This window comes from Thalassospira sp. CH_XMU1458, from assembly GCF_037027205.1.
GTDB classification, from domain to species: Bacteria; Pseudomonadota; Alphaproteobacteria; order Rhodospirillales; family Thalassospiraceae; genus Thalassospira; species Thalassospira tepidiphila.
Window position 1 is genome coordinate 1,060,949 of the sequence record NZ_JAYMDW010000002.1, and the last position, 26,200, is coordinate 1,087,148.

Consider the following 26,200-nt stretch of genomic DNA (forward strand, 5'->3'; position numbering starts at 1 on the left):
CGAACGCAAGCCCCTAAACCGGCATTGCATCCCGATACCGCTGCAAAAGACGGCTTTCGGTGCGGTTGCGGCCGTCCATGTTGGAGATCCAGACGATCTGGTAAGGCGCCAATTTCATCACGCCGTTATAGTCTTCTACGACCTGTTGCGTAATCAGGTCCTGCCAGCCTTCGGTCATGATCAGGTTGATCTTGGATAGATCAAGGTCCTGGGGCTTTTCAGTCAGGTTAAAGACGCAGAAAATGCTTTGTTCATTAAGATGCGATTGCCGCCAGACGCCCAGAAGTTCCGAGCCAAGATTAAGGGTATATTGCGTGGCATTCGGGTGGAAGGCCGGCTGCCCCTGACGGATCGACATCAGCGCGCGCAACTGATCAAAGGCCGATCGTGCCACACCTTCGCGTGACAGCGTTTCCTCGGCATCATCAAGCTTCCAGATTTTCCGGTTCAGACGCCTTGGAATGCCGGTTTCCTCATAAGCCTTCTGATCGTTTTCAGTTGCCAGAATGGTCTGGATATAGATCGCCGGAATGCCTTCAAGCGACATGGCGATCGCCTGGCTCATCACAAAGCGCTCAAGCCCCATGGTGGCCTCGCCAGCGAAGTTTTGTGCCAGCATGCTAAACAACGTGACATTAAGCTCATAAGGTTTCTGCCCGCCACCCTTGAGCGCACGGTAACTGACCTGCCCGCCCATCTTGACCGCATGATCGCGCAGGCCTTCAATATCTTCATCCGGGATCAGGTTCTCGGCCGGACGCAGGCCGATGCCATCGTGGCTGGCGGTGAAATTAAAGAAGGTACAACCCGCCGGGGCCGGTGGCATTGCCATGATGCATTTGCGGATAAAATCGCTCCGCCCACTGAGCAACGCATGAATGATCACCGGCGGCAGCGAAAAGTTATAAATCAGGTGCGCTTCGTCCTGATTGCCAAAGTAGGACAGATTTTCAAGCAATGGCAGGTTGGTTTCGGTAATGAACAACACATCCGGATGCACCGCATTACATGCCAGACGCATTGCCTTGATCAGTTTATGGGTCTGATCAAGGTTGATCGAGGTCGTGCCGACTTCCTTCCAGATAAAGCCGATGGCATCCAGACGAACCACGCGCACGCCGTGTTTGAGGTAGTTCAGAACCACCCTGAGCATCTCAAAGAAAACTTCCGGATTACCGTAATCCAGATCAACCTGGTCATAGCTGAAGGTACACCAGACCTGCTTCTCACCCTGCTTGGTGACCACGTGATTGAGCAACGCATGACTGCGCGGGCGGACGACATCGGAAAGGTCATCTTCAAGATTTGCGGTCTTGATGTAATCAATACCGGGCTTTTCGCCTGCCAGAAACTGCTGATACCACGGGTGAGACGCCGAAATATGGTTGGCCACCAGATCGGCCATCACGGTTGCGTGCTGTGACAGTTCCTCGACATCGCTCCAGTCGCCCAGTTCCGGGCGGAGCATGTCAAAGTCGCTGACCGAAAAACCGTCATCGGATGTGAAGGGATGGAACGGCAGGATATGAATACCCGTCAGCCAGTCTTTCAGCCATTTGCGATGAAATTCGCCAAGGCTTTGCAGCCCCTTTTTACCGTCCTGCTGGATGCTGTCGCCATAGGTGATCAAAAACGCATCGCGCTGATCCCATTTGCGCAAATATTCCTCGCAGGGTTCAGGCCCGTCTCCCTCAATCGGCAGACCAAGAACTTCAAAAACCCGACGCACCAATTCCGCTTGATCGTGCCCAGGGTACACATCCGCAAGGAGGTTGCGCATCGCGCTTGCAAACGCGATACGTCCCGATGTTCCAACGACACGATCCATAATGGTTCCTTCCGGGTAGGCAATTCAAATAATTAGCTCAATCAAATAATGAAATTGCCTGCGATGCAAGCAGGCATTTTGCGATGCCACAATACAGTGCATCTGATCAAAACGATGACGCCCGACAATATGCCGGGCGCCGATCATTAATGACCCAAGCAGTCGCTTAAGGCGCAATCGTTACCTCAACAAACGCATGGGTGCGGTTGGTGTCGATATGCTTGATCGCCTCATTCAGGATACCGGGCAAATCTTCGGCGCGTTTGGCCTTGGCAACCCAGGCACGGCTGGCCTCGGCGACCTTGGTGAAATCGGGGCTGGGCTTAAGGGCGGTCAGCGGCATTTCGTTGGTTTTTGCCGCATAACCATCGGGATACATCCCCGTCACGGACTGTCTCACCGCCCCCCATTCATTGTTGTTGAGCACAAGGATCAGGATTGGAAGCTCCAACGCCTCGGCAATCTGATGACACGCCGTCGGGTTGGCAAACATATAGGATCCGTCCCCCATGGTCGCGACGACCAGTTTATTCTTATCCGCCAACTGATAGCCCATCGATGCCGGGAAGGACCAACCAAGCCCGCCGGAATGCGGTTCCTGATACCAGCTGCTGTGTTCAGAAAGCGAAAGCGGTTCCAACGGACAGCCCAACTCCGAAAACACCGTCGCCGCCCGGCCTGAAATCGCATCCGAAAGACAGCGTGACACATAGGCCTTGGTCATCGGGTCCACCGCCCCGGCATCCGCCGCCGCCAACGCCTTTTTACGGGTTTCGGCATTGATGGCTGCCACCTTGGCCCGGCGATCCTCGCAAACAGATTTTTGGTCGTCATGACGATGATCCATGGCATCCGCCAGCATCATGATCACATCACCGGTTTCACCAACAAGCGAGATATCGGCGGCAAAATTACGCCCCGGGAAACGCGAATAAAGCGGGTTCTGCCCGATCTGGATGACTTTGCAGTCATCCGGCAAATCATGGATATCGGGCGACCAGGGGGCGAGACAATCGATCACCACCACCGCATCGGCATTTTTAAGCCACGGCGCTGGGTCCATCCCGGCAAACATCGGGTGTTCGGTGCCAATGGCAAGCTGGATCGCCCAGTATTGCACCACCGGAATGCCCCACTGATCGACCAGATCGCCAAAGCGGCCAAAGGCTTCCGCCGTGCCCGTTCCACGCTGGGCAATGATCACCGGGTTTTTGGCATTGGCCAGAATGTCGGCTGCCTGTTCCACCACGGCCTGTGGCGGGGCGACAGGCACCGGCTGCATACGAAGCGGACCTTCGATCTGATCACTCGGGCACGGTTCGCACAAAACTTCACGCGGCAGGCTGACATAGGTCGGGCCCTTGGGCACCGATGATGCAATCGCATAAGCACGGTCGACAACATCCGGCACCTGTTCGGGGAATTTAAGCTCATACTCCCATTTCGTGCTTTCGCGCACCAGCGCTGCCTGATCGCGCATTTCCTGGCCCCAACCAATCGGCACGGTGCGCGCCCCCAGACGCCCCTTTTCCATCACTGGCGTTCGGCCCGACATCAAAACAACCGGCACATGTTCGGTCGCGGCATTGATCGCCCCGATTGCACAGTTGGCAAGGCCAACATTGGTATGCGCCATCACGGCCTGCGTCTTGCCGGTGGCAAGGTAATAGCCGTGCGCCATCCCCATCGCCGCATTTTCGTGCGGCATAATCAGCGCGTGCGGCAGGTCGATATCCTTTGCCGCGGCCTCGGCCAACCCTTCGATGATTGGCGGGAAATCGGTCCCTGAATTGGCAAAGATGTAATCAATCCCGATGGCCTTCATGCGGGCCAGGACCGCCCCACCGGCAGTCAGGGTCAGTTGGCCGGGATTTTCCTGCTTGTCGCTTTTCATCAGACGCCTCTTGCTTTCCGGGCGCATGCCCGTTATTTCTATAGTTGAAATATGATTTATAATATAGTTTATTATTGAAATCCGGTGGTCGTCAAGACGGCACAGCGGCGTCCGATCTGTTTGCGTGGAGAAAAGCAACCCGATGACCAGCCAACTCAATGGTTCCGTGCTTAAGGCCTTTAAAATTCTTGATCTGTTTGCGGCGGGGCAAAGTGAACTGACCGCCAAGGAAACGGCCGATGCACTAGGCATCAACATGATCACCGCCCACCGGTTTCTGCACACACTGGTGCATGCCGGGGCATTGCGGGTGACGTCACGCGGGGTTTTCAGGCTGGGGTATATGTTTGCCGATCTGGGGGATCGTGTTTTGCACGATGGCAACCTGCCGACCATCCTGCAGCCGATCCTTGATCAGCTGGCGCGCGAAACAGGCGAAGCCTGCATGGCAACCGAATTTGATCGCGACGCAGCAGTTTGCATCGCCAAGGCCCTCCCCGACCGGGCGCTTTATGTCGATATCCGGATTGGGTCGCGGCTTGATGCCTTTTGCACAGCGCATGGCAAGCTGTGGCTGGCGCATCTCAGCCCCGATGATCAGGACCGCTATTTCAAAAATGCCCGCCTTAAGGGGATGACGGATCACACCATCACCGATCTTGATGCACTAAAGGTCGAACTTGCCCACATCCGCGATCAGGGCTTTTCCACCAATAATGGCGAGCGCGAAAAAGACATCTATGCCATCGCCGTGCCGATCCTGACCAAACATGGCAATATGATCTCGGCCTTTTCGGTATTTGGCGCATCAGTTGAGATACTTGACCAGAACCGCCAGAGCCTTCTAGAGAGCACGCAAATTGCCGCACATCTTGCAAAAATTACAATTTGCGGCGCGAACTGATTAGCCGACCAATACTGCTATCATACGCTTATCCCCTGAACCCTTTGTGACCATGCTATGGCAATACATGCCCCTTACACACAAGTGCAAATTATTATCATCAACATCTCCAAGATGCTTTAGCAAGAAATATTATGTGAAGCGGGTTACCCTGCACGCTTACACCAGCCGACTGTCCCGCTTATCCTCACCACGTATGAATTCGGTGTTGGAATTCATTTGCACATCATTTAAAAAAAGGCACAAGATATGGCTAATCAAATCAGTTTTTGGGAACCGAATTAACTATGGCAAAAGAGAACAAACAATTCATCGAAGATGATCTCACCGAAATATTCTCTAGCGGATACACCGGGAAAAGCCATATTGGTACGCGACTTTTGAATATGATAACTGATTCAAAACGAGAACAATGCCCTCCATTCCCTAGACAGATTCAGGTTGAGACAACGAACATATGTAACCATAATTGTAATTTTTGCGCTTACACACTAATGGAGCGCCCAAAGAGGCACATTGATCGAGATCTATTCAAACGTATCGTTACAGAGTCCTACGAATGCGGCGCTAGGGAAATCGGCTTATTCGCAGGTGCAGAACCACTGACCTGCAAGTGGTTAGACGAGTATATCTCGTTTTGCAAAGAAACTGGCTACGAATATCAGTACATCTCGACCAATGGGGCATTGGTCGGACACGACAAATTTAAGAAAATTCTCGATGCAGGGCTGAACTCGATTAAGTTTTCTGTAAACGGCGGCGACCGAGAAACCTATAAAGCAGTTCATGGAAAAGATAACTTTGACAAGGTTATCGATAACATCCGATTTGTAAGCGCCTATAGAGAAAAGGTTTCTCAAGATGTATATCTAGGCGTCTCGTTTGTCGGCATGCCCCATACAATTGCCTCATTCGACAACTTGAAATCTCTTATCTCAGACTATGTTGACGAAATACTATACTATGAGGCATCCAATCAATCAGGCCAAATGTCAGAATTCCCTGACCCTCCCTACCGTGACTGCCACCTTCCTTTTAACAAAGCACATTTTAGCCTAGAAGGGTATATGAAAGCATGCTGTAATGACTACGAAAACCTACTCGCAGTAGAGAGCATTTCCAACATGTCAGTAAAGGATGCTTGGCATAGCAAACGGTTTCGTGACTTACGTCAACGCCACATTGCTGACGACCTTGAAGGAACTCTATGCGCCAATTGCATCCGTGCAAGCAAATGCAAACCCCAACCACTAAACACAGAATTAGTGCAACACAAAACATTCTGGAGAGAAGAAGGGTAAGGGGATGACAACAAACCGGGAAACAAGAAAATCAAGAGTTTTCATAGTACCAACGCTGAAATCTCAGCTGCAATTGACAACCGAACTAGCATCAAGGCTGCAACAACAGCGTATTAAAGTTACTTTATGCACGCCCAATAACTCTGGTTTAACGCAAGAAATAATAACAATATCGAAAAAAACGAACTCAACGATTAGCAACAGAGAACACATAAATACTATTAAAAACTTTTGTGAAAATTTATATTTACTAGCACTAAGCCAATTGAAGTACAGAGCAGCACCCATGCGGTCCAGAATTAAGTATCTGCGTACGGCACGTGACTTTTTCCAGAAAAAGAAAATCGCAAAACTAGAGATATCTAAGTCACAATCTACACATTTGATCTGCTTCGAAGACGGAATATCTTCCCCTTTCGAATACATATCTGCGGCTATAGAATTGAAGATACCGGTTATCGTTGTTCCTTACGAGATATCCAACCACCAAGACTTTCAAAACCTACTGCTTGAAAAGTATGCTGACGGTACACTATACGAAGTTCCAAACTCGGCACTAGGTCAATTGATCCGCTCCAAACACGCACAATGGATCAAAACATACAAACGTAAAAATTTTTTACTGTTCCCCCCTGAGTATATACTTGCAAGAGAAGATATAATTGGAGAACTTCAGAATCCTTGGACTGTACACGGCGGACCAAGCTCATACATTGCAGTAGAGAGCGAAAACACGATGCGTGTCTACCGAGATGAAAATATCGACGAAAAAAAACTTGTGCCAACTGGCTCGATATATTGTGACTTAATTTATGAGAAAATATCCGAACACGGGGATGCCAAGAGGGCATTTGAGAACAAGAAAAAAATAGCCCCAAACAAAACAAAAATACTAGTATCACTGCCGCCGAACTATCATGCTACTCGTGCTAAATTTTGCGAATTTGAGTCATACAGTACAGTTTGGCAACAATTAAAGAGACTCGAAGACGAAAATGAACAACTTGAAATTTCAGTTTCTATTCACCCGAACACCCTAGATTCTGACAGAGAAGTCATCAACAATTTGAATCTAAATACTATTGAAAACGGTGTGATTACGGCAATCCCTGTTCACGACTTATTTTTCACATGCTTTTCATCGACTATTCGCTGGGCGCTCGCAGCTGGAAAACCGGTCATCAACTATGATATGTATGGATTTAACCTCTCTATCTACGACAATTCTCCAGGTTTTTTTTCTTTTGCGAACTTCTCGAATTCAAAAGAAAAAGTATTGAAAATGCTAAATAACGAATACTATGAAACACAAGCACGCGGTATGGAAGAAAACAGGAAAATATGGGGGGAAATTGACGGAAGAGCAACAGAAAATATTGTCAGACTAATAACAGAGCATAATTAGTGAAAACATATTTTTCAAAATTTAATAAGAGATAATGAAAATTGACTCACCCAAGAATTCTTATTATTTGCGGCGAAACTGGACAACTAAACTATTACAAAGAAGTCGCTGAACGAATGCAGCGCTATGGGTTTTCTGTCTGTTTTTGCTGCGATCGAGACGATGACGGCGTTGCTCAACGTGTGTCAGACGTAGCAACATCTCTCAATGCTAGTTTTTTTATTCATAAAGGAGACCGCGGACCGGTCGATAATACAGCACAAAATACAAACAATTTCTTTTCTAGAATACTAAAAAGAATACATTATTTAATAAATAAAAAGTCTTTTGCGCTCGGAGTGCCTAAAGATACCGGCATTCCTGATGCTGCACTTTCTGAGATGGTGAAGTACCACACATTTCGTATTGAAGATGCCCAAAGGGTAATTGATGAGAGTGGCGCCACAGTGATTGTAACTGGTGAGGATGGTATTGCCTCAGACTATTGGCTATTGCATGTCGCAAAGCAACGCGGTCTGATCATAGCTACCCTACCCTATGGAATGGCGGATTCCTCATCACTAGTATACAAAGGCGTCGAGGAAAAAGCAGAAGATGGCAGTCTATACAATACAGATAGCGCAGGAGGCTCGTACATAAAGACCAATCACCCTCAATGGATTAGAGGAACTCATTTTGGAAACAGTATATATCTGCCGCCTTCTTTTATTATCGCAATGGAATACTGCGGAATAACCTTCAGAGACCCTTGGTGCTTTCAAGGAGGAAATAGCGACATCATATTGAGCGAGGGACAAGCAATGCAGGCGCGATACTTACAGGAGGGCGTCCCAGAGAAGAAAATTGTGGTTACCGGGTCTATATACGGAGATGTGGTATCCGATGCGTTTGAAAGAGATCCCGCCGCTCAAATAGCGTTTGCTAACTGCACAAAGATATCTAGAAATAAAGTCAAAATACTAGTTTGCGTTCCTCCAAGCGAAACTACCAGCTGGGCCCAAAAAAGTGAATTTTCAAGTGTAGCGAATTACATATCTCGGCTCTGCGATGATTTAAAGCGATTCAATAATGTACAATTATCTTTTTCCCTTCATCCACGAATAATCACAGACGACGTAAAAAAGCTCGAGAAAAACGGTATATATAATACCCCAGGTTTCGTTGTTGATTTAATTCCATCTTACGATGTTTTGTTGGTTAACGGTTCCAGCACCGCACGGTGGGCTCTCGCCGCTCGAAAAGTGTGCATAGACTACGATTTGTTTCAGTTTGGGTTAGATGAATTTCCAAACATTGCAAGTTATTTGGCCACATCTTCGTACTCGGAAACTCTAGAGGAAATTAAATTGCTAGCGACCGAAAAGAGTCGATTTGAGCAACTTATCTCTGATAGCTTAGAGGAATTGATTGGTTTCGGTCCACTAGATGGTAACTCTTTTGTTCGAATCTGCAGGCAGTTAGAGCAAATAGAAAGAGACAAGATAGATGCAAAGTAAATGGTCTGGTTCTGGCCGCAGAATAGCGGATGACGATATCTACATAAACGAAGATCGAAGAGAAAAACCAAAGGATATTTTTGTTCATATTGGTAATATCTTGGAGGAAAAAGGAGCAAAAAATGGTGGAAGTTGTATAGACATTGGCTGCGCGACCGGAGATTTATTGCATTATCTGAGCTTCAGGTTTCCTAAACTGAAGCTGAGCGGCTTTGATGTATCACAAAAGATGTTAGAACTTGCCAGGAAACGCCTTCCTAGCGTTGAGTTTATTCAGGGTGATATTTCTGTACCTACTTTATCGCCCACTTCAAAATTCGATTTCAGTATCATGTCAGGTGTTTTAAATTGCTTTGATGACACTGAACCTGTTTTGTCGAACTTAGTTAACCTTACCCTGCCAAATGGCAGAATAGTTGTCCTCGACATGATAAATGACCACCCGGTCGATGTGATTATGAGGCATCGACGTGTTATCGAAGGAAGTGATACCGAAGGGGAATGGGAAATCGGGTGGAATTACGTAAGCAGAGCAACGATAAAAAAGATATTGGACACGAAGAGTAACGATATAGACAAATATCAGATGCTCCCCTTTGCAATGTCCCAATCATTGATTCAAAGAGAAGATCCAATGCGAACTTGGACTATTGAAACAAAAAAAAATCCTAGGCAATTGGTAAATGGCGCACAACAGTTAGTGCAATTGCAATTTCTAATAATTGATTTAAAATCATAATTAGATTTTTACTGCATTCGATTAGCGAAGAAACCACTTGGAGAAAGCACCATGAATGCCGCAACTTTGGAAGACATTACCCTAAAAAATGGCTTTCAGGAGGAAGATGTAGAGCGTGCATTGAGAAAATTCGGTGTAGCTGTTTTGCCTTCATGGGTGTCCCAACCAAACCTTGATAACCTCCGAGCTGAATGGGAACATATAAGAAGTCTCAGGAATAAAGACGAGGTAGCCTACGTCCGTAAAGTCGGTGGAGATATTGCTGATTATGCAGCTTTTGACCGTGGTTCCGTTACTGCTCCAACATTCGAGACCGTAGATAAGGTATTTGCTGACGACAAGATCGTTCAACTAACGGAGAAAATCGTAGGTAGACCTTGCATGCTGAATACTGAGATATACGCCACACATGATATAGGTACCGGCAAGGAAGTAGCTCCCTCGCACTTTGATAAGACTTGGAATCTCAAATTTATGGTCTATTTGGAAGATATTCTAGAGACCGGGAGAGGGGCTTTTGGTGTGCATCCCGGCAGTGCACCACTCGCAAGGCAACAGTTCAGAGCATGGTTTTCACAATTAGAGCACAATGGAACAATAACGGTTGGAGTTCCTGAATTCTATACTATGAATAACGAGGTACTCCCAGAGGGACTACCTCCGTTTGTTGAAATCCTTGCACCTGCCGGATCCTTAATAATATTTAACACTGATGTATTTCACAGAGGCAGCTTCCTGAAAGAAGGATGTGAGCGTAAAATAATGCGTGCGCACACATATCCCGGGACACGATTACTTGGTTTTGGAGACAAACTATCAAAAAGAACTCGACAGTGGGAACGAGGGGAAAAATGGGAGATTAGTGGAGCAGCTTATTCTCAGTTTTCAGAACAAGGCATTGTTGAGCTGTACTATGATTTACGTCACAAGTTTACAAAACACCTGTCGGTAGGTAAACATTTTGCAGGGAAAATGTTTACCATACCTAATCGTGTCCTCACCAAATCAGCCGCTGTTGTATCAAGAATTTCTAAGCGGTGACTTCCGACGCTTTAGAAATATCCCATATTGTCAATTCGCCTCGAAGATCACCGAGCGCCCTGCCCGACCGGGCGCTTTATGTCGATATCCGGATTGGATCGCGCCTTGATGCCTTTTGCACAGCGCATGGCAAACTGTGGCTGGCGCATCTCAGCCCCGATGATCAGGACCGCTATTTGAAGAATGCCCGCCTGACCGGCATGACGGATCACACCATCACCGACCTTGATGATCTAAGGGCCGAACTTGCCACCATCCGTGATCAGGGCTTCTCCACCAATAATGGCGAACGCGAAAAAGACATCTATGCCATCGCCGTGCCGATTCTGACCAAACATGGCAATATGATCTCGGCCTTTTCGGTGTTTGGTGCATCCCCGGCAACGCTGGCGCAAAATCGCGAAGGCTTGCTGGCAAAGCTACAATCCGCTGCAAAAAGCGCACAGCACGTCCTTTATGGCGATGCGTAATCAATATGGCGGATGGCACCGGGGGACTTGCCCGTGGTGCGTTTGAACGCACGGCTGAATGCCGCGACCGAGGCATAGCCAAGACGATCGGCCACTTCATCCAGGGAAAGGTTTTCCCGCCCGATCCATTGGCTGGCCAGGCGCATGCGCAAGTTGGTCAGATATTGTTGCGGCGTTGATTTCGTCAGCTCGACAAACCGCTCGGCAAAGACAGACCGCGACACACCCATTTCCGATGCCATATCCGCAACCGACCAGCTCCGCCCCGGCTCCTTATGCAGGGCGGCTAGAACACGCGCCAGCTTGGGATCACGGATCGCCTCCACCCAGCCACACACATCACATCCTGTCTCGACCCAGCGCCGAAGGATCGCTGCGGCCACCACATCGGCAAGACGGGTCAGGATCACACCATATCCCGGCCGCTTGGCGCGAAGTTCGGCTGTCATCACATCAAGGATTGCCGGGATTTGCGGATCATGATCCGGCACCGTTTCGATATGCATGATTTCCGGCTTGAGGTGGGCCAACGGATGCAGCCAGCCAAGATCAAATTCCATCGCACAGCTGAAAATCAGATTGTCCTTTGATCGGCACACATCGGCCTCGCAGGCGCGGATTTCCGATGCCGCATCACATAGCGGCGCCTTTTCAAACGCATCAATGCTGCGCATTGCAACGCCATCCTGGCTGTAAAGATCGTGAATGCCCGCACAGGGCAACAACACCGCATCCCCGCAGCCCAGAACATGCGTCGCACCACTTTTGGTCCGCAGATGAACTGTGCCCTGCCCGATGAAATGAAACCAGGCGCGGCCATCGTCAACATCCTCGCCAAACCGCAAGCCGAACGGGGCGGATATTTCAATGCGACGATAATCAAGGCCGCGTAACCGCACACCGGAAAGCAGTTCATTTACCATGTCATGACCGGCGGGATTGAACTGGCCTTCGATATGATCGGACGGGCTGTTTAGATCTGCATTTGCAATAAGCGACATGACATTCCGGACGATTGATCAATGAATAAAGACAAACTGTCATAGATCGTCCGAACGGTCCAGACTATTTTGGGTGCAATGCAAAACATCAACTCGAAGGACTTCCCATGAGTGAACCTCAATCGCGCCCCGACCAAGCCGTGGATCAAACCACTGCGCCCGCACCTGCTGCCTGGGCTGCTGTGATTTCCATGACGCTTGGGGTATTCGGGCTGGTCACGGCCGAATTTTTGCCGGTCAGCCTGCTCACCCCGATGGCAGATGATCTGCGCATTACCGAAGGCATGGCAGGCCAAGCCATGTCGGCCACCGCCGTTATGGCCCTGATCACCAGCCTTCTGACCGCGACGGTGACCCGCAAGATCGACCGCCGCTATGTTCTGCTCGGCTTTTCGGTTCTTCTGATTGCCGCGAACATCATGATCGCACAGGCCCCGAACTATGCCATCCTTCTGGCCGGCCGGGTCTTGCTGGGCGTTGCCCTTGGTGGTTTCTGGACCATGTCGGCGGCCATCATCATGCGCCTTGTGCCGGAAAAGAACGTCCCGCGCGCCCTTGCCATCCTGTTTAGCGGCGTTTCCGCCGCCACTGTCTTTGCCGCCCCGCTCGGCAGCTATCTTGGCGATGTCATTGGCTGGCGCAATGTGTTTATGCTGGCGTCCCTGCTGGGCGTTCTTGCCCTTGTCGTGCAATTCGCAACCCTGCCCAAGATGCCGCCGCGCGGGCGTGCGACCCTGCGCACCCTGATCGAGGTCATCAACCGCCCGCGCATGAAATTCGGGCTGTTTTCACTGGTCCTGATCATTACCGGCCATTTCGCGCTGTTTACCTATGTCCGCCCGTTCCTTGAAAATGTCTCGGGCGTCACGACGGCGGGTGTCTCGGGCATTTTGCTGGGCTTTGGTGTTGCCAACTTTATCGGTACCTATGTCGGCGGCGCGCTGATTGCCCGCTCGCTGCGCATGACCATCGCCCTGATGCCGATGATCATGGGGCTGGCCGGGGTCGGCATGGTCGCCATTGATGGTGCGGTTGCCCCGACCACCGTGCTTGTTGCGATCTGGGGCATGGCCTTTGGCGGTGTGCCGGTCGCATGGTCCACTTGGATCACGCGCACCGTGCCGGATGAGGCCGAAAGCGGCGGCGGACTTCTGGTCGCCGGTTTCCAGCTTGCCATTGCCACCGGTGCCGCGGTTGGCGGTCTTGTCTTTGACACCAGCGGCGCGCTTGGCGTCTTTACCATTGCCGGCTTCCTGCTTCTCGCCGCATCGATCATCGTAACCCTGGGCCTGCGAACCGCCCCGCTCGCCCGCGAACAAGCCTAGCCCCCCCCTTCGCATCACCACCTCACACACCAACAACCAAAACCAAGGGCAGCGGAACTAATCCGCTGCCCTTATCGCGTTCTACCGGCATCCATCTGCCACAACGAACACCACCCCCGTCATGCCACGCCCCACAGCCCGTCACGCCCGCGCAGGCGGGCGTCCATCTATCAAACAAGCTAAAAGGGGGCTGTGCCCTTTTCCGTGTTGGGACTGAAAAAGGAAACGCCGGATTTTTTACATACTATTCATTGGATATATGTACGCGGGCACCAATTAATGGCGAGATATGTTTCGTCTCAAAAATTAAATCCAAGAGTTCTTTTTCCGGCCACCATCTATAGCCGCTTAGTAGAACAGGAGATATTGCTTCAAAATGTATGACTGTTTTGTTTGGAGAGATTTGATCTGGCAACTCGCCCACCTCCAGACTCACAGCGGTCTTTTCTCCTATCGAAAAAACAGATGACACACTTCCTAATTCAATCAAGTGATCCCTCTATTTCTTCTTGCCTAAAATAAATCTGTCCGCTTTTTCCAAATCCAGTCACTAGGCCAGAGTATCAACCGCCAGAACAGACAGAATGATTGTGCGCGCTGAAGAGCTTTATAGAAACCAGCAGAAAAAGGGGGCTGCCCCCTTTTCACAATAAGAACAAGCTTCTGTCTCTGGTCAATCTTCCTTATTTCCGCTAAAAACTTACCAAAGTAGATTTTTATAATTTACATCCCCTGAAACAACGAGCCCCCTTAAGGTTTCGTCGCATTCTAAAACTACAACTTCGAACACATACTAGTTTGAGCCTTAGGAGGCATAGTGAGTATCGCGGATGATTTCAAAACGTTCTTAGGCAACATCAAAGTCGATAATGAAGCGAATATCTCGCTCCGTTATGGCGAAATCACCGCAGCACTCAACAAGCGGTTTAGAGAGACCGAATCAAAAACCGCGAACAGCCTTCAAGTTGGATCATACGGGCGATGGACCGCGATTAAAGGCATCTCCGATCTGGATATGATCTACATCATCCCGGAGCGAGAATGGGATACTTACAAGGACGGCAAGCAGTATGCTATTCTTCGGGCTACAAAAGATGCCATCCAAACACGCTATCCGTCCACAACTGTAAAGGTTGATCGGTTAGTCGTGCAGGTTCTTTACAAAGATTTCCATATCGAAGTAATGCCAGCTTTTCGACAAGAGGACGGAAGCTTTAAGTATCCCGACACGGCGAATGGCGGATCATGGAAGATTACAAAACCGCAGGCAGAACTCGATGAAATGCGGGAAGCGAACCAAAGAAAAAACAGAAACCTCCGTCGCCTTTGCAAGATAACCCGCGCTTGGAAAAATAAACATGGCGTGGCAATGGGAGGTCTTCTGATCGACACACTCGCTTATAATTTTCTTGAGGCCACCGACGAATATGACGAAAAAAGCTACCTCTATTACGGTTACATGTGTCGTGATTTCTTCAAGTTTTTATCTGACCAGCCCAAGCAAACCGAATATGCCGCCCTTGGTAGCCGACAGCGTGTAAAGGTAAAGAAAAGATTCGAGAAAAGAGCAAAGAAAGCTTACGAACTGTGTTCGGAAGCTATTGAGGCCAGTGGGCAGACCAATGAACGACAGAAATGGCGCAATGTGTTCGGTAATGGTTATCCTGCTCCGGTTTCTAGAGCGATGGAAGCCGCATTCGCTGACAGCACATTCCGCAACACTGAAGAATTCATTGAAGATCGTTTCCCGTTAGACATACGATATGAAATGCGAATTGATTGTGAAGTAACGCAAAATGGCTTCCGGCCAACACTTTTGCTCAACCTTCTTGAACGTCACAACATCCTTCTTCGTAAAAAAAGCCTCCGATTCTTTATCGCGGATGGCACCGATCTTCCAGCGGGCACAAGCATTTACTGGAAAGTGCTTAACCGAGGTGACGAGGCTGAACGTCGAGATATGATACGCGGTCAGATTATCAGTGATGGAGGTAATTGGGAGCGACGCGAAAGCACTGATTTCCGGGGCAATCACTGTGTAGACTGCTTTGCAGTTTTGAATGGCGTTGTTGTTGCTCGTGATAACATTCTGGTTCCCATCAGCGCACAAAGTGCCGAGGTAAGTTAGCATGAAAGCTGACGATGACATTTTCCTTGAAGATCAAATCCGCGAGTGCTTCGGTCGCGTGGTTTATACACACAAAACACATGAACGAATGGCCGATAACTGTGCCAAAACACTTAATCGGTATAAGCTCTGGCAAATCATCCTCACCGCCCTAACGAGCACGAGTGCTGTTGGTGTAATTGTTACAGATAAGACGTGGGTTGAGATCACTACGGTTCTAATTTCGTCTCTTACGCTGTTCGTATCAACGTATCTGAAAAACTTCGACCTAGGCTCAACTGCACAAAAACATCGTGATGCTGCAGCAAAACTATGGAACATTCGAGAGTGCTACCTCTCTCTTCTGACAGATTTGCCAGCCCTTGATAGGCATGATGCAGTTGAACGTCGCGATGAGTTGCAAGCTATGCTCGCCGCACTTTATCAATCCGCTCCACAAACAGATGGCAAAGCTTATATCGAAGCTCAGAACCGCTTAAAAAATATGGAGGATTTGACATTCAGCTCTGAAGAAATCGATTGTTTTTTACCTCTGTCATTAAAACGTTCAGGCGGTCGACAGAAACCCCCGAAACCCCAAAGCAAAACCCCGCCCCAATAACATGAGCCGGGGAGTTCGTGTCGTTTGGAGGTAGACAGGGTTTTTGGCCCTTGGGAGTCTCAGAAAGACATCAGATCGCCTTGACGGTCACCGGGCGCTCTGCCTGAACCATCAGGCGGTTGCGGATCGGACGACCAAATAGCGGCGATTCAATTTCGAACTCGTCCTCGTCCTCGGTGGTGACACCATCGGCAAAGCTGAGCGTCGCCGTGCCAAAGAAATGCGCATGCACATCACCCGTGAAAAGAGGACTGCCCCCTTTAATCGACTGCTGATTCAACCAGAACCTACATTCAGTGTGTCTGTCCCAAATGCGAATCCGACTATTGAGGCCAAAATCGCGATAGCCGTCTCTGCCTGTATTCGATTATACATTAAAAGCCCAAATAGAGTGGGCACTAATAAAATTAGAATAGTGAAGCGTAGGATGTTGTCCCTAACAAAAATTAGATTTTCAGGACTATTCTGGACCACAATATAAATAAAAGCAGGCCCAGAAAAAATTAAAAGAATTATAATTGTAAATGCAAACAAATTCCATTCACGGTTTTTTTTTGCATTAATTACAGCAACCTCAGGCTCAACACAATCTTTGCCGCCACAATCGACCATAACATCCATCCTTATTTAGATAAGCCCTTCAAAACCCACCCTACACAAGGGATACATTAGAAACACAATATAAACAAAAGAAAACACAACCTAAAGTTAAAAAAAGAAAACCCCGGCACAGTTAAGCGCCGGGGCAAGTCGTGTCGTTTGGAGGTAGACAGGGTTTTTGGCCCTTGGGAGTCTCAGAAAGACATCAGATCGCCTTGACGGTCACCGGGCGCTCTGCCTGAACCATCAGGCGGTTGCGGATCGGGCGGCCAAATAGCGGCGATTCAATTTCGAATTCATCCCCGTCCTGGGTGGTGACACCATCGGCAAAGCTGAGCGTTGCGGTGCCAAAGAAATGCGCATGCACATCGCCCGGACGGCGGAACAGGTCATATTTGAAGTGGTGATATTCAAGGTTGGCGATCGAGTGCGACATATTGTCTTCGCCGCTAACAAACTGCTTTTCCCAGATCACCTTGCCATCGCGATAGAGGCGCGAGGTGCCCTCGACATGGCTTGGCAGATCACCCAGCAGCAATTCAGGACCCATCGCACAATGGCGCAGCTTTGAATGCGCCAGATACAGGTAGTTCTGACGTTCCATCACGTGATCGGAAAACTCGTTGCCAATCGCAAAGCCGATGCGCACCGGGGTGCCATCATGATCAATGACATAAACAGCGGCAATTTCCGGTTCTTCACTGCCATCAAGGGCGAAGGACGGGCTTGGGATATCTGCCCCCGGATTGGCAACGATGGAGCCATCGCCCTTATAGAACCATTCCGGCTGCACACCATGTTCGCCAGCCTTGGGCTTGCCGCCCTCAACCCCCATGCGGAACATCTTCATGGAATCGGTTTCGTTGGCGTCCTTGTTATCGGCCTTGTGCATGTTCGCACGCGCCGAGGCCGACCCAAGATGCGTAAGCCCGGTGCCCGTCACCAGGAAATGCGCCGGATCAACATGGGTGATCGGCGGCAAAAGGCGGCCATCACGGGCAACTTCGTTATAGTCGACAGTGGTGTCGCCCATACGAATTTTTGCCTTTTCGATCATCGTCATGCCCTTGGCAAGCGCGATGGTCGCAAGTTCACGGGTGGTGGAAACGCCCTTAAGCGGGACCAGGGTATTTTGATCTTCGACCACGGCAACATGTTGCGCGCCGGCGGTGTCCTTGAATTGAACCAGTCTCATGAATTCTGTCCTGAACGGTCTTGGGTCTATGTCGGAATACGGGGATGTCAATGTGGTTATACGGTGTGGCGATACGGGCCTCAGACCCAGCCGCCATCGACGATAAAGTTTTGCGCGGTCACCATGCGGGCCTCGTCCGAAATCAGGAAAAGCGCCATGCGGGCAATGTCATCGGGCATCACCTTGTTTTTCAGGCACTGACGCTCGTCAATTTCGCGTTCGGCGGCTTCATCGACCCAAAGATCAAGCTGGCGCTGGGTCATGACCCAACCGGGCACGAGCGTATTGACGCGGATATGATCCTTGCCAAGATCGCGTGCCATACCGCGCGTCAGACCATGGGTTGCGGCCTTTGCCGTCGTATAGCCCGGCATACCGCCCTGCCCCATCATCCAGCTGACCGATCCGAAATTGATGATCGCACCGCCGCCGGCCTTCTGCATCATCGGGGCCACCGCCTGAATGGCAAAGAAGGACGGGCGAATATTGATTGCCTGACGCTCATCCCAATATTCCGGGGTGACGTCCTGCCATTTATGGCGGGTATCGTTCGCTGCATTGTTCATCAACCCGGTGATCGGGCCATTGATCTCGGCCGCCTTGGCAACGGCTGCCTGCAAGGCGGCAATATCGGTCAGATCGCATTTGATAAAGACAGGCGAATTTCGCGCATCTTTCGAAAGCTTTTCGACAAGTGCGTTACCGGCATCTTCCATGATGTCGACAAAGGCGACTTTTGCCCCCTGCTCGACAAAGGCGGTCACAATCGCCTCGCCAATACCCGATGCCCCACCGGTGATGAATACCGATTTGTCTTTTAGGCTTGTGTAGTGTGTCGGCATGCGATCAGACATGATCGTTTCATCTCCCGTCGTGCGTTTTGTTTTCAGATGTCAGACGTCGGATTCCCCTGACGCCAAACACGATTCTAGGCCAAAATTGACAGAAAGTGCATCCATCAAGCTATGTGCGGCGCAACAGGCGAAAAATTCCTGACGCCAACATCATGCTACGCCGACAAGCCCCCATCAGACCAGACGAATGGTCCGGGCACGTTCCCGTGCGCGGCTGCGTGATGCTTCCTCCTGATAATCTTGTTTTTTATTCTTCATACAATAACATTAATGATCAGGATATCCGGGCCTGTCAAGCGTCAAACCATGCAGTCTTTTCTTTCATTATCTGAAAGCTTGTTTATAAGTTCATGACATAAGCAAATACGTAACAGCCATCGTGACGCCCCTCTGAAATAATTATATGCTATGCAGCACAAGGCGTTGACGGCACCAGATAAGTTGCCCTGAAAATTAATTCATATTATATGAATAATGACAAAGCGGGCCTTTTGCCTATTTGCTTTTCAATCAGGGCCACGCCGGAGGGAATATATGTCGTCTACCATGTCGAGAACTTACGCCAAACGCAGTCTGCACAGCATTGTTGCCCACGATCTTGGCGCACGCATTGTTTCGGGCAAGCTTGCGCCTGGCGATGTCCTGCCGACAGAGGCGGCCTTAAGTGAATCCCTTGATGTTTCACGCACAGCGCTTCGTGAAGCCATCAAAATCCTTTCGGCCAAGGGGCTGATTGAAAGTCGGCCTAAAACCGGCACACGGGTCAAACCGCGCTCAAGCTGGAACCTGCTCGATCCCGATGTCCTGTCCTGGCATTTCCCGGACCCGGACCCGGCATTTCTCTATAGCCTGCTTGAAACGCGCCTGATCATCGAGCCCAACACCGCCGCCATGGCCGCTGTCCGCGCCACGCCGGAACAGATCAAGCATCTTGAAACCGCCTATTTCGAAATGGAAAAGGCCGAACCCGGTACCGAGGCGGTCTATATTACCGACCTTGTGTTCCATCAGGGCATTTTGGATGCGTCGGGCAACGATTTCATGAAGTCGTTCGGCATGTTGATCGAAACCGCCCTGATCGGATCTTTCCGCCTGTCGTCTGGCGGACCCAAGGCGCATGTCAAGTCGCTGCCTGATCACCACGCGGTCTATGCCGCCATCAGCCAGCGCGACCCCGAAGAGGCGCGCAGCAAAATGCACGGCCTGCTGCGCCGGACCATGCGCGAACTGCGCAAGGAGCTCGGCATGTCGGTCGAACATGACTGGGATCAGATCGGCCTGTAATCGATGCCGATGGGGCGGATCAAAACGATCACCGCCCCCATTCCTCATACTATTTGAATTTACCCCCAAAACGCCGGGTAGCGCGTTTGGCGCAGACAGGGCTTATTATTCACCAAAAATGAATAATGCGCCTGATTGACCAATTTTTTTGTCAAAAGTTTTGCCCCCGCGCCGGTGCCTGATTGCACGATCAAAACGACCCATGTAAGGGAACAGAAAAAAACGCCCTGCTTATTCAAACAGGGCGTTTTGAAGGAAGGTATTTTGATCGCCGGACGCTTTATGTCGCCCCGGCCCGCATCCCCGAAAACGACCGGGTAATCAGGCGTTGCAAGACGATAAAGCCAAACAGAAGCGCGCCGATCATGATCTTGGTCCACCAGCTGTTCAGCGACCCGTCAAAGGCGATCAGGGTCTGGATAACCCCCATAATGATCCCGCCAAAGAACGTGCCGAGCACAAAGCCCATTCCGCCGGTCAGAAGCGTTCCGCCAATCACGACGGCAGCAATGGCATCAAGCTCCACCCCGACGGCAGCCAATGGATAGGCCGACGCGGTATAGAAGGCAAACACCACGCCCGAAAGCGCGCTGAAAAAGCCCGACAGGGTGTAAACCCGGATGATGGTACTGTGGACCGGAACACCCAGCAATTCTGCCGAGTGACGGTCCCCGCCAATCGCATAGACATTGCGTCCGAACCGGGTGAAGTGGGCAATCACCACCCCGCCAATGACCGTCGCCAGCATCAGAAGGGCCGATGCCGTCAACCAGCCGCGCCCGGGCAGCTGGATTTTGAACCCGCTGAAGGCCGAGACAAACGGATGATCAATCGGAACGGAATCCAGATTGATCAGGAAGCACATGCCGCGCAGGAAGAACATCCCGGCGAGCGTGATGATAAAGGGCTGAATATCGAACTTGGCGATAATCACCCCCATAAACGCCCCGAATGCCGATCCGACAATCATCGCAACCACGGCTGCCGTCACCGGATGCATGCCAAAGCCGGTCACAAGTTCGGCCATCAGCACCCCGATAAAGGCAATCATTGACCCCACCGAAAGATCAATCCCGCCTGAGAGAATGACAAAGGTCATGCCAACGGCAGTAATGATCAAAAAGGCATTGTCGGTCAGAAGCGCGCCCAGAACATAGGTATCGGAAAAGGCGCGGTGTTCAACAATCCCGTAGCCATACAGCAGTACGAGAACCGCAAGCGTGGCAAGGATCGGATAAAACCGTTCATTAATTTTCATCGGATTTCCCCCGCTTCATGCGTTCCATCGCCTGCCCCACAAGTTCGCGGGATTTGGGCGCCTGCACCAGCAGAACAACCATCACCACTGCGGCCTTGACGATCAGGGTGTATTGCGACGGAAGACCCGACAACAAGATGCCGGTGGTCAACGCCTGAATGATCAGAACGCCAATCACGGTCATGGCAATAAAGAACCGACCGCCCATCAGCGACGCACCACCAATGACAACCGCCAGAATGGCATCGAGTTCAAGCCACAGACCGGCATTGTTGGCGTCCGCCCCACGGATGTCCGCGGCAATGATGATCCCGGCAAAGGCCGAACACAGACCCGATGCGGCGTAGGCCATCAGCTTGATACCGCGTGCATCGATGCCCGCGACCCGGCTGGCGCGCGCATTGCCACCAACCGATTCAACAAACAGACCCAAGGCGGTCTTGCGCATGATGAAATAGATCGCGGCAATCACGGCAGCCGCAATAATCACCCGCCACGGAATACCCAGCAAATAACCGCTGCCGATCGCCTCGAAAAATTCGCCATGGAAGGTCACGATCTGCCCACCGGTGATCATCTGGGCAATGCCGCGGCCGGCCACCATCAGGATCAGGGTGGCAATGATGGGCTGAATATCAAGGAACGCAACAAGAATGCCGTTCCACAAACCGCACAAAATCCCGGCACCAAGAGCGGCCAGGATAATCACCGCCGGATGCAGATCGGTATCGCGGATCAGAACCGCCATCACCGCCCCCGAAATGGCAATGATCGAGCCCACCGAAAGATCAATGCCGCGCGTGCCAATCACAATCGCCATCCCCACCGCAACAAGGGCGGTCGAGGCCCCGCGATGGACAACATCGACCAGCGATCCGTACAGATGGCCGTCAACAATGCGGATATTGAAGAAATCCGGTGAAATGATCCCGATCCCCAGCACGATCAGGATCAGTGCTGCGACCGGACCAAACCAGGGTCGACTTAACAAAGAAGATGCAGACATGGTGCTGCTTTCCCGTATTTTCTTTTTGTCTTTTAAACTGGTCATCGTGCAATCGCCTCGATGATGCTGTTCTGGGTGATGTCCGCACCCACCAGTTCAGAAACCTTTTCGCGATCACGCATTACAGCCACGCGGTCGGCAAAGGCGACGATTTCTTCAAGCTCGGATGACGCGACCAGCAATGCCAGCCCCTCGTCACAGAGCTCCTTGATCAGTTTGATGATGTCGGCATGTGCGCCAACATCAATCCCGCGTGTCGGTTCATCAAGGATCAACAGGATCGGCTTGGACACCAGCCAGCGCGCCAGAATGACTTTTTGCTGATTGCCACCGCTCAGTTGCCCGACGGGCTTTTCACTGTCGGGGGTGGCAATGCCCAGTGCCTTGATCATGTCATCGGCAAATTTCTGTTGTTCGGCGCGCGGGATCGGGCGCAGCCAACCACGCCGCCCCTGAAGGGCAAGCACGATGTTTTCACGCACACTCAGTTCGGCAACAATGCCGTCCTGTTTGCGGTCCTCGGGGCACAGCCCGAAACCGGCCCGGATCGCATGGCGCGGGGAACGCAGCATAACCGGCTCCCCATCCAGAAACACAAGACCGCTATCGGCTTTTTGCGTGCCAAACACCAGCTCGGCAAGCTCTGTACGGCCCGATCCCAAAAGACCGGCCAGACCAACGATCTCGCCCGCTTTCAGATCAAGCGAAACCGGTTCAAGCACACGCTTTTTGCCCAAATTCTTGATCTGGATCTGGCGCGCCGGCCCATCATAGCTGCCTTCGTCCTGATGGCGATGCGCGCTGACTTCGGCCAATTCACGTCCCAGCATGTGATTGATCAGATCAATCTGCGCCAGTTCCTTGGTGACAAACGTACCCACCAGGCGGCCATTGCGCAGCACCGTGATACGATCGGTTACCGCGTAAACCTGATCAAGGAAGTGGGTGACAAAAACAATCCCCAACCCCTTGTCGCGCAGCTCGCCCATGATCCGGAACAATGTTTTGATTTCTTCGCCGTCAAGTGACGCGGTCGGTTCGTCAAGAATAAGAACCTTGGCATCAAGGGCGACGGCGCGCGCAATTGCCACCAGTTGCTGGATCGCCACCGAATAGGAGCCCAGCGGCCGATTGACATCAATATCAAGCCCCAAAATCTCAAGGGCGGTCTTGGCATCGGCCTCGGTCTTTTTCCATGAAATCAACCCGAATTTACGGGTCTGGCGTTCCAACATCAGGTTTTCGGCGACCGACAGCGTCGGCACCAAGTTGACTTCCTGATAAACCGTGGAAATGCCGAGTTCCTGCGCATCGCCGGGATGCTGCGGATGGATTTCCTGTCCTTCGAGTGACACCGTACCGGCATCGCGCGGATGCACCCCGGTAATCACTTTGATCAGGGTCGATTTACCGGCCCCGTTTTCGCCCAGAAGGGCGTGAATTTCGCCGCGTTCAAGGTCAAAATCCACATCCTCCAGCGCCTTGACGCCGGGAAAGAACTTCCCCGCACCGCGCACTGAAAGCACTGTGTCTGACATATCCTGCCCCTCTCCCTAGTCTGTCTTTGAAGTCTTTTGCTGCGGATACAGCCGGACGCACCCCGGCAATCGCCGGAGCACGTCCGATGCAATGAGAAGCGTGCCTCTTGTCCCCATGGGCAGAACCCATGGGGGACGTCAGAGGTTATTTGCTACGCATTTTGTATTCTTCCGCAGCGGTATCTGGCAGATAGAGCGGGCCATTTGCCTTGATCCATTTCGGAACTTCTTCACCAGCCTTTGCCGCCTTGATCGCGTCAAAGGACGGGCCACCCAGATGCGGGTTCAGTTCGATGGTGGCATTGGTGTCACCCTCGGCCATCGCCTTGAAGATATCTGGCACCGCATCGATGGATACGATCAGCATATCTTCACCCGGGTTCAGACCGGCTTCCTTGATGGCCTGAACGGCACCCAGTGCCATGTCATCATTGTGGGCATAAACCGCACAGATGTTGGCACCACCGTTTTCAGCCTTCAGGAAGCTTTCCATGACTTCCTTGCCGCCGGAACGGGTGAAGTCACCGGACTGCGAACGGATGATGTTGATGGCCGGGAAGTTGGAAACAACCGACTCAAAACCTTCCTTACGGTCGTTGGCGGCAGACGAACCAACAGTTCCCTGCAGTTCGACAACGTCGCAAACGCCATTGGTTTCAGCAGCCAGCCATGCAGCGGCCAGTGCACCTTCGACCACGAAGTCCGACGCCACTTTGGTCAGATACAGGTCTTCACTTGCATCAACACCACGGTCAACGAGGACAACCGGAATGCCGGCGTCTTTTGCTTCTTTCAGAACCTGATCCCAGCCGGTTTCAACGACCGGAGCCAGAAGAATGCCATCCACGCCCTGCGCGATGAAAGAACGGACTGCCTTGATCTGGTTTTCCTGTTTCTGCTGTGCATCGGAGAATTTCAGATCAATTCCACGACGTTCGGCTTCGGCCTTGATCGACGCCGTTTCAGACGTACGCCAGCCACTTTCCGAACCGATCTGCGAGAAACCGATCATCATTTCTGCGTGCGCAGCAAACGACAGACCAAGTGCAACACCCATTGCGGCAGTAGAAACTGCCATCTTCTTAAAACTTACCACGATTTCCTCCCTAAGAGTGGCTTATTGCTTAAAAGCCATATAGTATTACAATATGATTTCTAAGCCCTCAACCATATAGTGCATCATCCTTTAGAGTGATCGCGCCAAGCGACATTAAAACTTGGCTAAACCAATAAAAATCAATATCTTGGCAAGAATCGAATGTCACAAACCATCGCGATACCAGACATGGCAAAACCCCACACCAACACACTTAAAAAGGGCGAAAACGCCCCCCGCGCTGCATTAGAGAGCTCTCAGATTCGCGTATTGGTTTCTGCGCTTGGCGCGCGCCTTTGCGGGGTATATTTGCGTGATCCGAAGGACGGACACGAAACCAATATCGCGGTTAACCTGATTGATGATGCCGCCTATCTTGATCAGGATAGCTATATCGGGGCGGTGTGCGGGCGTTATGCCAACCGCATCGAAAAGTCGCGCTACCGGGATGAAAACGGGGATATTGTTCAGCTTGCCGCCAATGAAGGCGAACATCACCTGCACGGCGGACCGGATGGTTTTGACAGGCGGCTCTGGACCATTTCCGATCAAACAGAACGTAGCGTTACGTTTAAACTGACCTCGCCCGATGGCGACCAGGGATATCCGGGCAATTTGAGCGCATCTGCGATCTATTCACTGGTTGCCGATAACCGCCTGCGTCTTGAAATCACCGCGACCTGCGATCAACCCTGCCCGGTCAACATGACCAGTCACGCCTATTGGAACCTGTCGGGCACGTTTGATAAAACGGCCGGCGATCACGTCTTGCAAATCAACGCCAATCAATGGCTTCCGGTTGATGACAAACTGATCCCGACGGGCGAAATCCGCGACGTTATGGGGACCGGTTATGACTTCCGAAGCGCGGCGCGGATTTCCGATATGCTGCCGCACGCGTCCCAAGGCTTTGATCACAATTTCTGCCTGACCGGCCCCCGCGGCGAGTTACGCCACATCGCCACCCTGTCCGATCCCAACAGCAAACGGTCGATCAAACTGTTTTCGACCGAGGCCGGTTTGCAATTTTACCTCGCACAGCATTTCAATGATGCAATGAAAACCGAAAACGGCGTGCCGCTTCACACATTAGGCGGCATCGCCCTTGAACCGCAAACCTACCCCAACAGCCCCAACAACCCGGACTTCCCAAGCCCGTGGCTCAAACCCGGCGAGACGTATCGGCACGTAATTGAGTGGGAGTTTTCCTAAAACAACAAAGCCCCGCATTTGCGG

The 26,200-nt window shown here is 51.2% G+C and carries 23 protein-coding genes; 12 read left to right on the top strand and 11 right to left on the bottom strand.

What is annotated here, in order from left to right; all coding sequences use genetic code 11:
• Positions 1-13 precede the first annotated feature (13 nt).
• Together WBY09_RS12375 and WBY09_RS12380 are read right to left on the bottom strand one after the other, a co-directional pair.
• Positions 14-1,729 (bottom strand): alpha-amylase family glycosyl hydrolase, encoded by a 1,716-nt coding sequence (locus tag WBY09_RS12375; protein WP_336232844.1) that lies wholly within the window; start codon positions 1,727-1,729, stop codon positions 14-16.
• A 265-nt stretch (positions 1,730-1,994) separates the two neighbouring features.
• Positions 1,995-3,722 carry a thiamine pyrophosphate-requiring protein gene (locus WBY09_RS12380; RefSeq protein WP_336232845.1) on the bottom strand — a complete coding sequence of 576 codons (1,728 nt, stop codon included), beginning with the start codon at positions 3,720-3,722 and terminating at the stop codon, positions 1,995-1,997.
• Between the two features lie 142 nt (positions 3,723-3,864).
• Here WBY09_RS12380 and WBY09_RS12385 point away from each other — a divergent pair, with 142 nt between their 5' ends.
• The 7 genes from WBY09_RS12385 to WBY09_RS12415 all read left to right on the top strand — a co-directional run bounded on the left by WBY09_RS12385 (position 3,865) and on the right by WBY09_RS12415 (position 11,078).
• On the top strand, positions 3,865-4,626 hold the full coding sequence (locus tag WBY09_RS12385) for an IclR family transcriptional regulator (protein ID WP_064782074.1): 762 nt from the start codon (positions 3,865-3,867) through the stop codon (positions 4,624-4,626).
• 287 nt (positions 4,627-4,913) lie between these two features.
• A complete protein-coding gene (locus WBY09_RS12390; RefSeq protein WP_064782075.1) occupies positions 4,914-5,927 on the top strand; it encodes a radical SAM/SPASM domain-containing protein in 1,014 nt (337 codons plus the stop codon).
• Between the two features lie 4 nt (positions 5,928-5,931).
• On the top strand, positions 5,932-7,332 hold the full coding sequence (locus WBY09_RS12395) for a hypothetical protein (RefSeq protein WP_197147311.1): 1,401 nt from the start codon (positions 5,932-5,934) through the stop codon (positions 7,330-7,332).
• A 41-nt stretch (positions 7,333-7,373) separates the two neighbouring features.
• Positions 7,374-8,828, top strand: coding sequence for a hypothetical protein (locus tag WBY09_RS12400; RefSeq protein ID WP_157097783.1), 1,455 nt, complete (start codon positions 7,374-7,376; stop codon positions 8,826-8,828).
• Complete coding sequence (locus WBY09_RS12405) at positions 8,818-9,567, top strand: class I SAM-dependent methyltransferase (RefSeq protein WP_064782078.1); 750 nt, start codon at positions 8,818-8,820, stop codon at positions 9,565-9,567. Before WBY09_RS12400 ends, WBY09_RS12405 begins: the two co-directional genes overlap by 11 nt.
• A 51-nt stretch (positions 9,568-9,618) precedes the next feature.
• Positions 9,619-10,608, top strand: a complete 990-nt coding sequence (locus WBY09_RS12410) for a phytanoyl-CoA dioxygenase family protein (protein ID WP_064782079.1) — start codon at positions 9,619-9,621, stop codon at positions 10,606-10,608.
• On the top strand, positions 10,605-11,078 hold the full coding sequence (locus WBY09_RS12415) for an IclR family transcriptional regulator (RefSeq protein WP_336232847.1): 474 nt from the start codon (positions 10,605-10,607) through the stop codon (positions 11,076-11,078). Before WBY09_RS12410 ends, WBY09_RS12415 begins: the two co-directional genes overlap by 4 nt.
• On the opposite strand, the gene WBY09_RS12420 is transcribed toward WBY09_RS12415, so the two are convergent.
• Positions 11,063-12,079, bottom strand: a complete 1,017-nt coding sequence (locus WBY09_RS12420) for an AraC family transcriptional regulator (RefSeq protein WP_083952795.1) — start codon at positions 12,077-12,079, stop codon at positions 11,063-11,065. The genes WBY09_RS12415 and WBY09_RS12420 overlap by 16 nt on opposite strands.
• A gap of 107 nt (positions 12,080-12,186) precedes the next feature.
• Between WBY09_RS12420 and WBY09_RS12425 the strand changes: the two genes are divergently transcribed.
• The 3 genes from WBY09_RS12425 (at position 12,187) to WBY09_RS12435 (ending at position 16,133) form a co-directional block, all read left to right on the top strand.
• Positions 12,187-13,404, top strand: a complete 1,218-nt coding sequence (locus WBY09_RS12425; RefSeq protein WP_336232850.1) for an MFS transporter — start codon at positions 12,187-12,189, stop codon at positions 13,402-13,404.
• 817 nt (positions 13,405-14,221) lie between these two features.
• Complete coding sequence (locus WBY09_RS12430) at positions 14,222-15,532, top strand: SMODS domain-containing nucleotidyltransferase (RefSeq protein ID WP_336232851.1); 1,311 nt, start codon at positions 14,222-14,224, stop codon at positions 15,530-15,532.
• Between the two features lies 1 nt (position 15,533).
• Entirely contained in the window at positions 15,534-16,133 is a 600-nt protein-coding gene (locus WBY09_RS12435) for an SLATT domain-containing protein (RefSeq protein ID WP_336232852.1), read from the top strand.
• Between the two features lie 70 nt (positions 16,134-16,203).
• Here WBY09_RS12435 and WBY09_RS12440 read toward each other — a convergent pair whose 3' ends face one another.
• The 4 genes from WBY09_RS12440 to WBY09_RS12455 form a co-directional block, all read right to left on the bottom strand.
• Entirely contained in the window at positions 16,204-16,413 is a 210-nt protein-coding gene (locus WBY09_RS12440; RefSeq protein WP_336232854.1) for a hypothetical protein, read from the bottom strand.
• A complete protein-coding gene (locus WBY09_RS12445; protein WP_336232855.1) occupies positions 16,410-16,745 on the bottom strand; it encodes a hypothetical protein in 336 nt (111 codons plus the stop codon). Before WBY09_RS12445 ends, WBY09_RS12440 begins: the two co-directional genes overlap by 4 nt.
• Positions 16,746-16,938: 193 nt before the next feature.
• A complete protein-coding gene (araD1, locus tag WBY09_RS12450) occupies positions 16,939-17,928 on the bottom strand; it encodes an AraD1 family protein (protein ID WP_336232856.1) in 990 nt (329 codons plus the stop codon).
• An 80-nt stretch (positions 17,929-18,008) separates the two neighbouring features.
• The gene (locus WBY09_RS12455; protein ID WP_064790660.1) at positions 18,009-18,782 is read right to left on the bottom strand and encodes an SDR family NAD(P)-dependent oxidoreductase; all 774 of its coding nucleotides are present in this window, start codon (positions 18,780-18,782) and stop codon (positions 18,009-18,011) included.
• A gap of 534 nt (positions 18,783-19,316) precedes the next feature.
• Between WBY09_RS12455 and WBY09_RS12460 the strand changes: the two genes are divergently transcribed.
• On the top strand, positions 19,317-20,066 hold the full coding sequence (locus WBY09_RS12460) for a FadR/GntR family transcriptional regulator (protein WP_120225880.1): 750 nt from the start codon (positions 19,317-19,319) through the stop codon (positions 20,064-20,066).
• A 280-nt stretch (positions 20,067-20,346) separates the two neighbouring features.
• Here WBY09_RS12460 and yjfF read toward each other — a convergent pair whose 3' ends face one another.
• From yjfF to WBY09_RS12480, 4 genes are all read right to left on the bottom strand, one after another.
• Positions 20,347-21,324, bottom strand: a complete 978-nt coding sequence (yjfF, locus tag WBY09_RS12465) for a galactofuranose ABC transporter, permease protein YjfF (RefSeq protein WP_083952797.1) — start codon at positions 21,322-21,324, stop codon at positions 20,347-20,349.
• Positions 21,314-22,330, bottom strand: coding sequence for an ABC transporter permease (locus WBY09_RS12470; RefSeq protein WP_167351244.1), 1,017 nt, complete (start codon positions 22,328-22,330; stop codon positions 21,314-21,316). Before WBY09_RS12470 ends, yjfF begins: the two co-directional genes overlap by 11 nt.
• 41 nt (positions 22,331-22,371) lie before the next feature.
• Positions 22,372-23,868: a sugar ABC transporter ATP-binding protein gene (locus WBY09_RS12475; protein ID WP_120225879.1), complete on the bottom strand. Its 1,497-nt coding sequence runs from the start codon at positions 23,866-23,868 to the stop codon at positions 22,372-22,374.
• Between the two features lie 145 nt (positions 23,869-24,013).
• Positions 24,014-24,964 carry an ABC transporter substrate-binding protein gene (locus tag WBY09_RS12480; RefSeq protein ID WP_286791151.1) on the bottom strand — a complete coding sequence of 317 codons (951 nt, stop codon included), beginning with the start codon at positions 24,962-24,964 and terminating at the stop codon, positions 24,014-24,016.
• Between the two features lie 189 nt (positions 24,965-25,153).
• Between WBY09_RS12480 and WBY09_RS12485 the strand changes: the two genes are divergently transcribed.
• Positions 25,154-26,176 (top strand): aldose epimerase family protein, encoded by a 1,023-nt coding sequence (locus tag WBY09_RS12485; protein WP_443082660.1) that lies wholly within the window; start codon positions 25,154-25,156, stop codon positions 26,174-26,176.
• Positions 26,177-26,200: the final 24 nt, after the last annotated feature.

Coding starts and splice junctions, on each gene's coding strand:
- WBY09_RS12380 (WP_336232845.1), bottom strand. CDS start 3,722: ATGAAAAGCGACAAGCAGGAAAATCCCGGCCAACTGACCCTGACTGCC.
- WBY09_RS12385 (WP_064782074.1), top strand. CDS start 3,865: ATGACCAGCCAACTCAATGGTTCCGTGCTTAAGGCCTTTAAAATTCTT.
- WBY09_RS12390 (WP_064782075.1), top strand. CDS start 4,914: ATGGCAAAAGAGAACAAACAATTCATCGAAGATGATCTCACCGAAATA.
- WBY09_RS12395 (WP_197147311.1), top strand. CDS start 5,932: ATGACAACAAACCGGGAAACAAGAAAATCAAGAGTTTTCATAGTACCA.
- WBY09_RS12405 (WP_064782078.1), top strand. CDS start 8,818: ATGCAAAGTAAATGGTCTGGTTCTGGCCGCAGAATAGCGGATGACGAT.
- WBY09_RS12410 (WP_064782079.1), top strand. CDS start 9,619: ATGAATGCCGCAACTTTGGAAGACATTACCCTAAAAAATGGCTTTCAG.
- WBY09_RS12420 (WP_083952795.1), bottom strand. CDS start 12,079: ATGTCGCTTATTGCAAATGCAGATCTAAACAGCCCGTCCGATCATATC.
- WBY09_RS12425 (WP_336232850.1), top strand. CDS start 12,187: ATGAGTGAACCTCAATCGCGCCCCGACCAAGCCGTGGATCAAACCACT.
- WBY09_RS12435 (WP_336232852.1), top strand. CDS start 15,534: ATGAAAGCTGACGATGACATTTTCCTTGAAGATCAAATCCGCGAGTGC.
- WBY09_RS12445 (WP_336232855.1), bottom strand. CDS start 16,745: ATGGTCGATTGTGGCGGCAAAGATTGTGTTGAGCCTGAGGTTGCTGTA.
- araD1 (WP_336232856.1), bottom strand. CDS start 17,928: ATGAGACTGGTTCAATTCAAGGACACCGCCGGCGCGCAACATGTTGCC.
- WBY09_RS12455 (WP_064790660.1), bottom strand. CDS start 18,782: ATGTCTGATCGCATGCCGACACACTACACAAGCCTAAAAGACAAATCG.
- WBY09_RS12460 (WP_120225880.1), top strand. CDS start 19,317: ATGTCGTCTACCATGTCGAGAACTTACGCCAAACGCAGTCTGCACAGC.
- yjfF (WP_083952797.1), bottom strand. CDS start 21,324: ATGAAAATTAATGAACGGTTTTATCCGATCCTTGCCACGCTTGCGGTT.
- WBY09_RS12470 (WP_167351244.1), bottom strand. CDS start 22,330: ATGTCTGCATCTTCTTTGTTAAGTCGACCCTGGTTTGGTCCGGTCGCA.
- WBY09_RS12475 (WP_120225879.1), bottom strand. CDS start 23,868: ATGTCAGACACAGTGCTTTCAGTGCGCGGTGCGGGGAAGTTCTTTCCC.
- WBY09_RS12485 (WP_443082660.1), top strand. CDS start 25,154: ATGGCAAAACCCCACACCAACACACTTAAAAAGGGCGAAAACGCCCCC.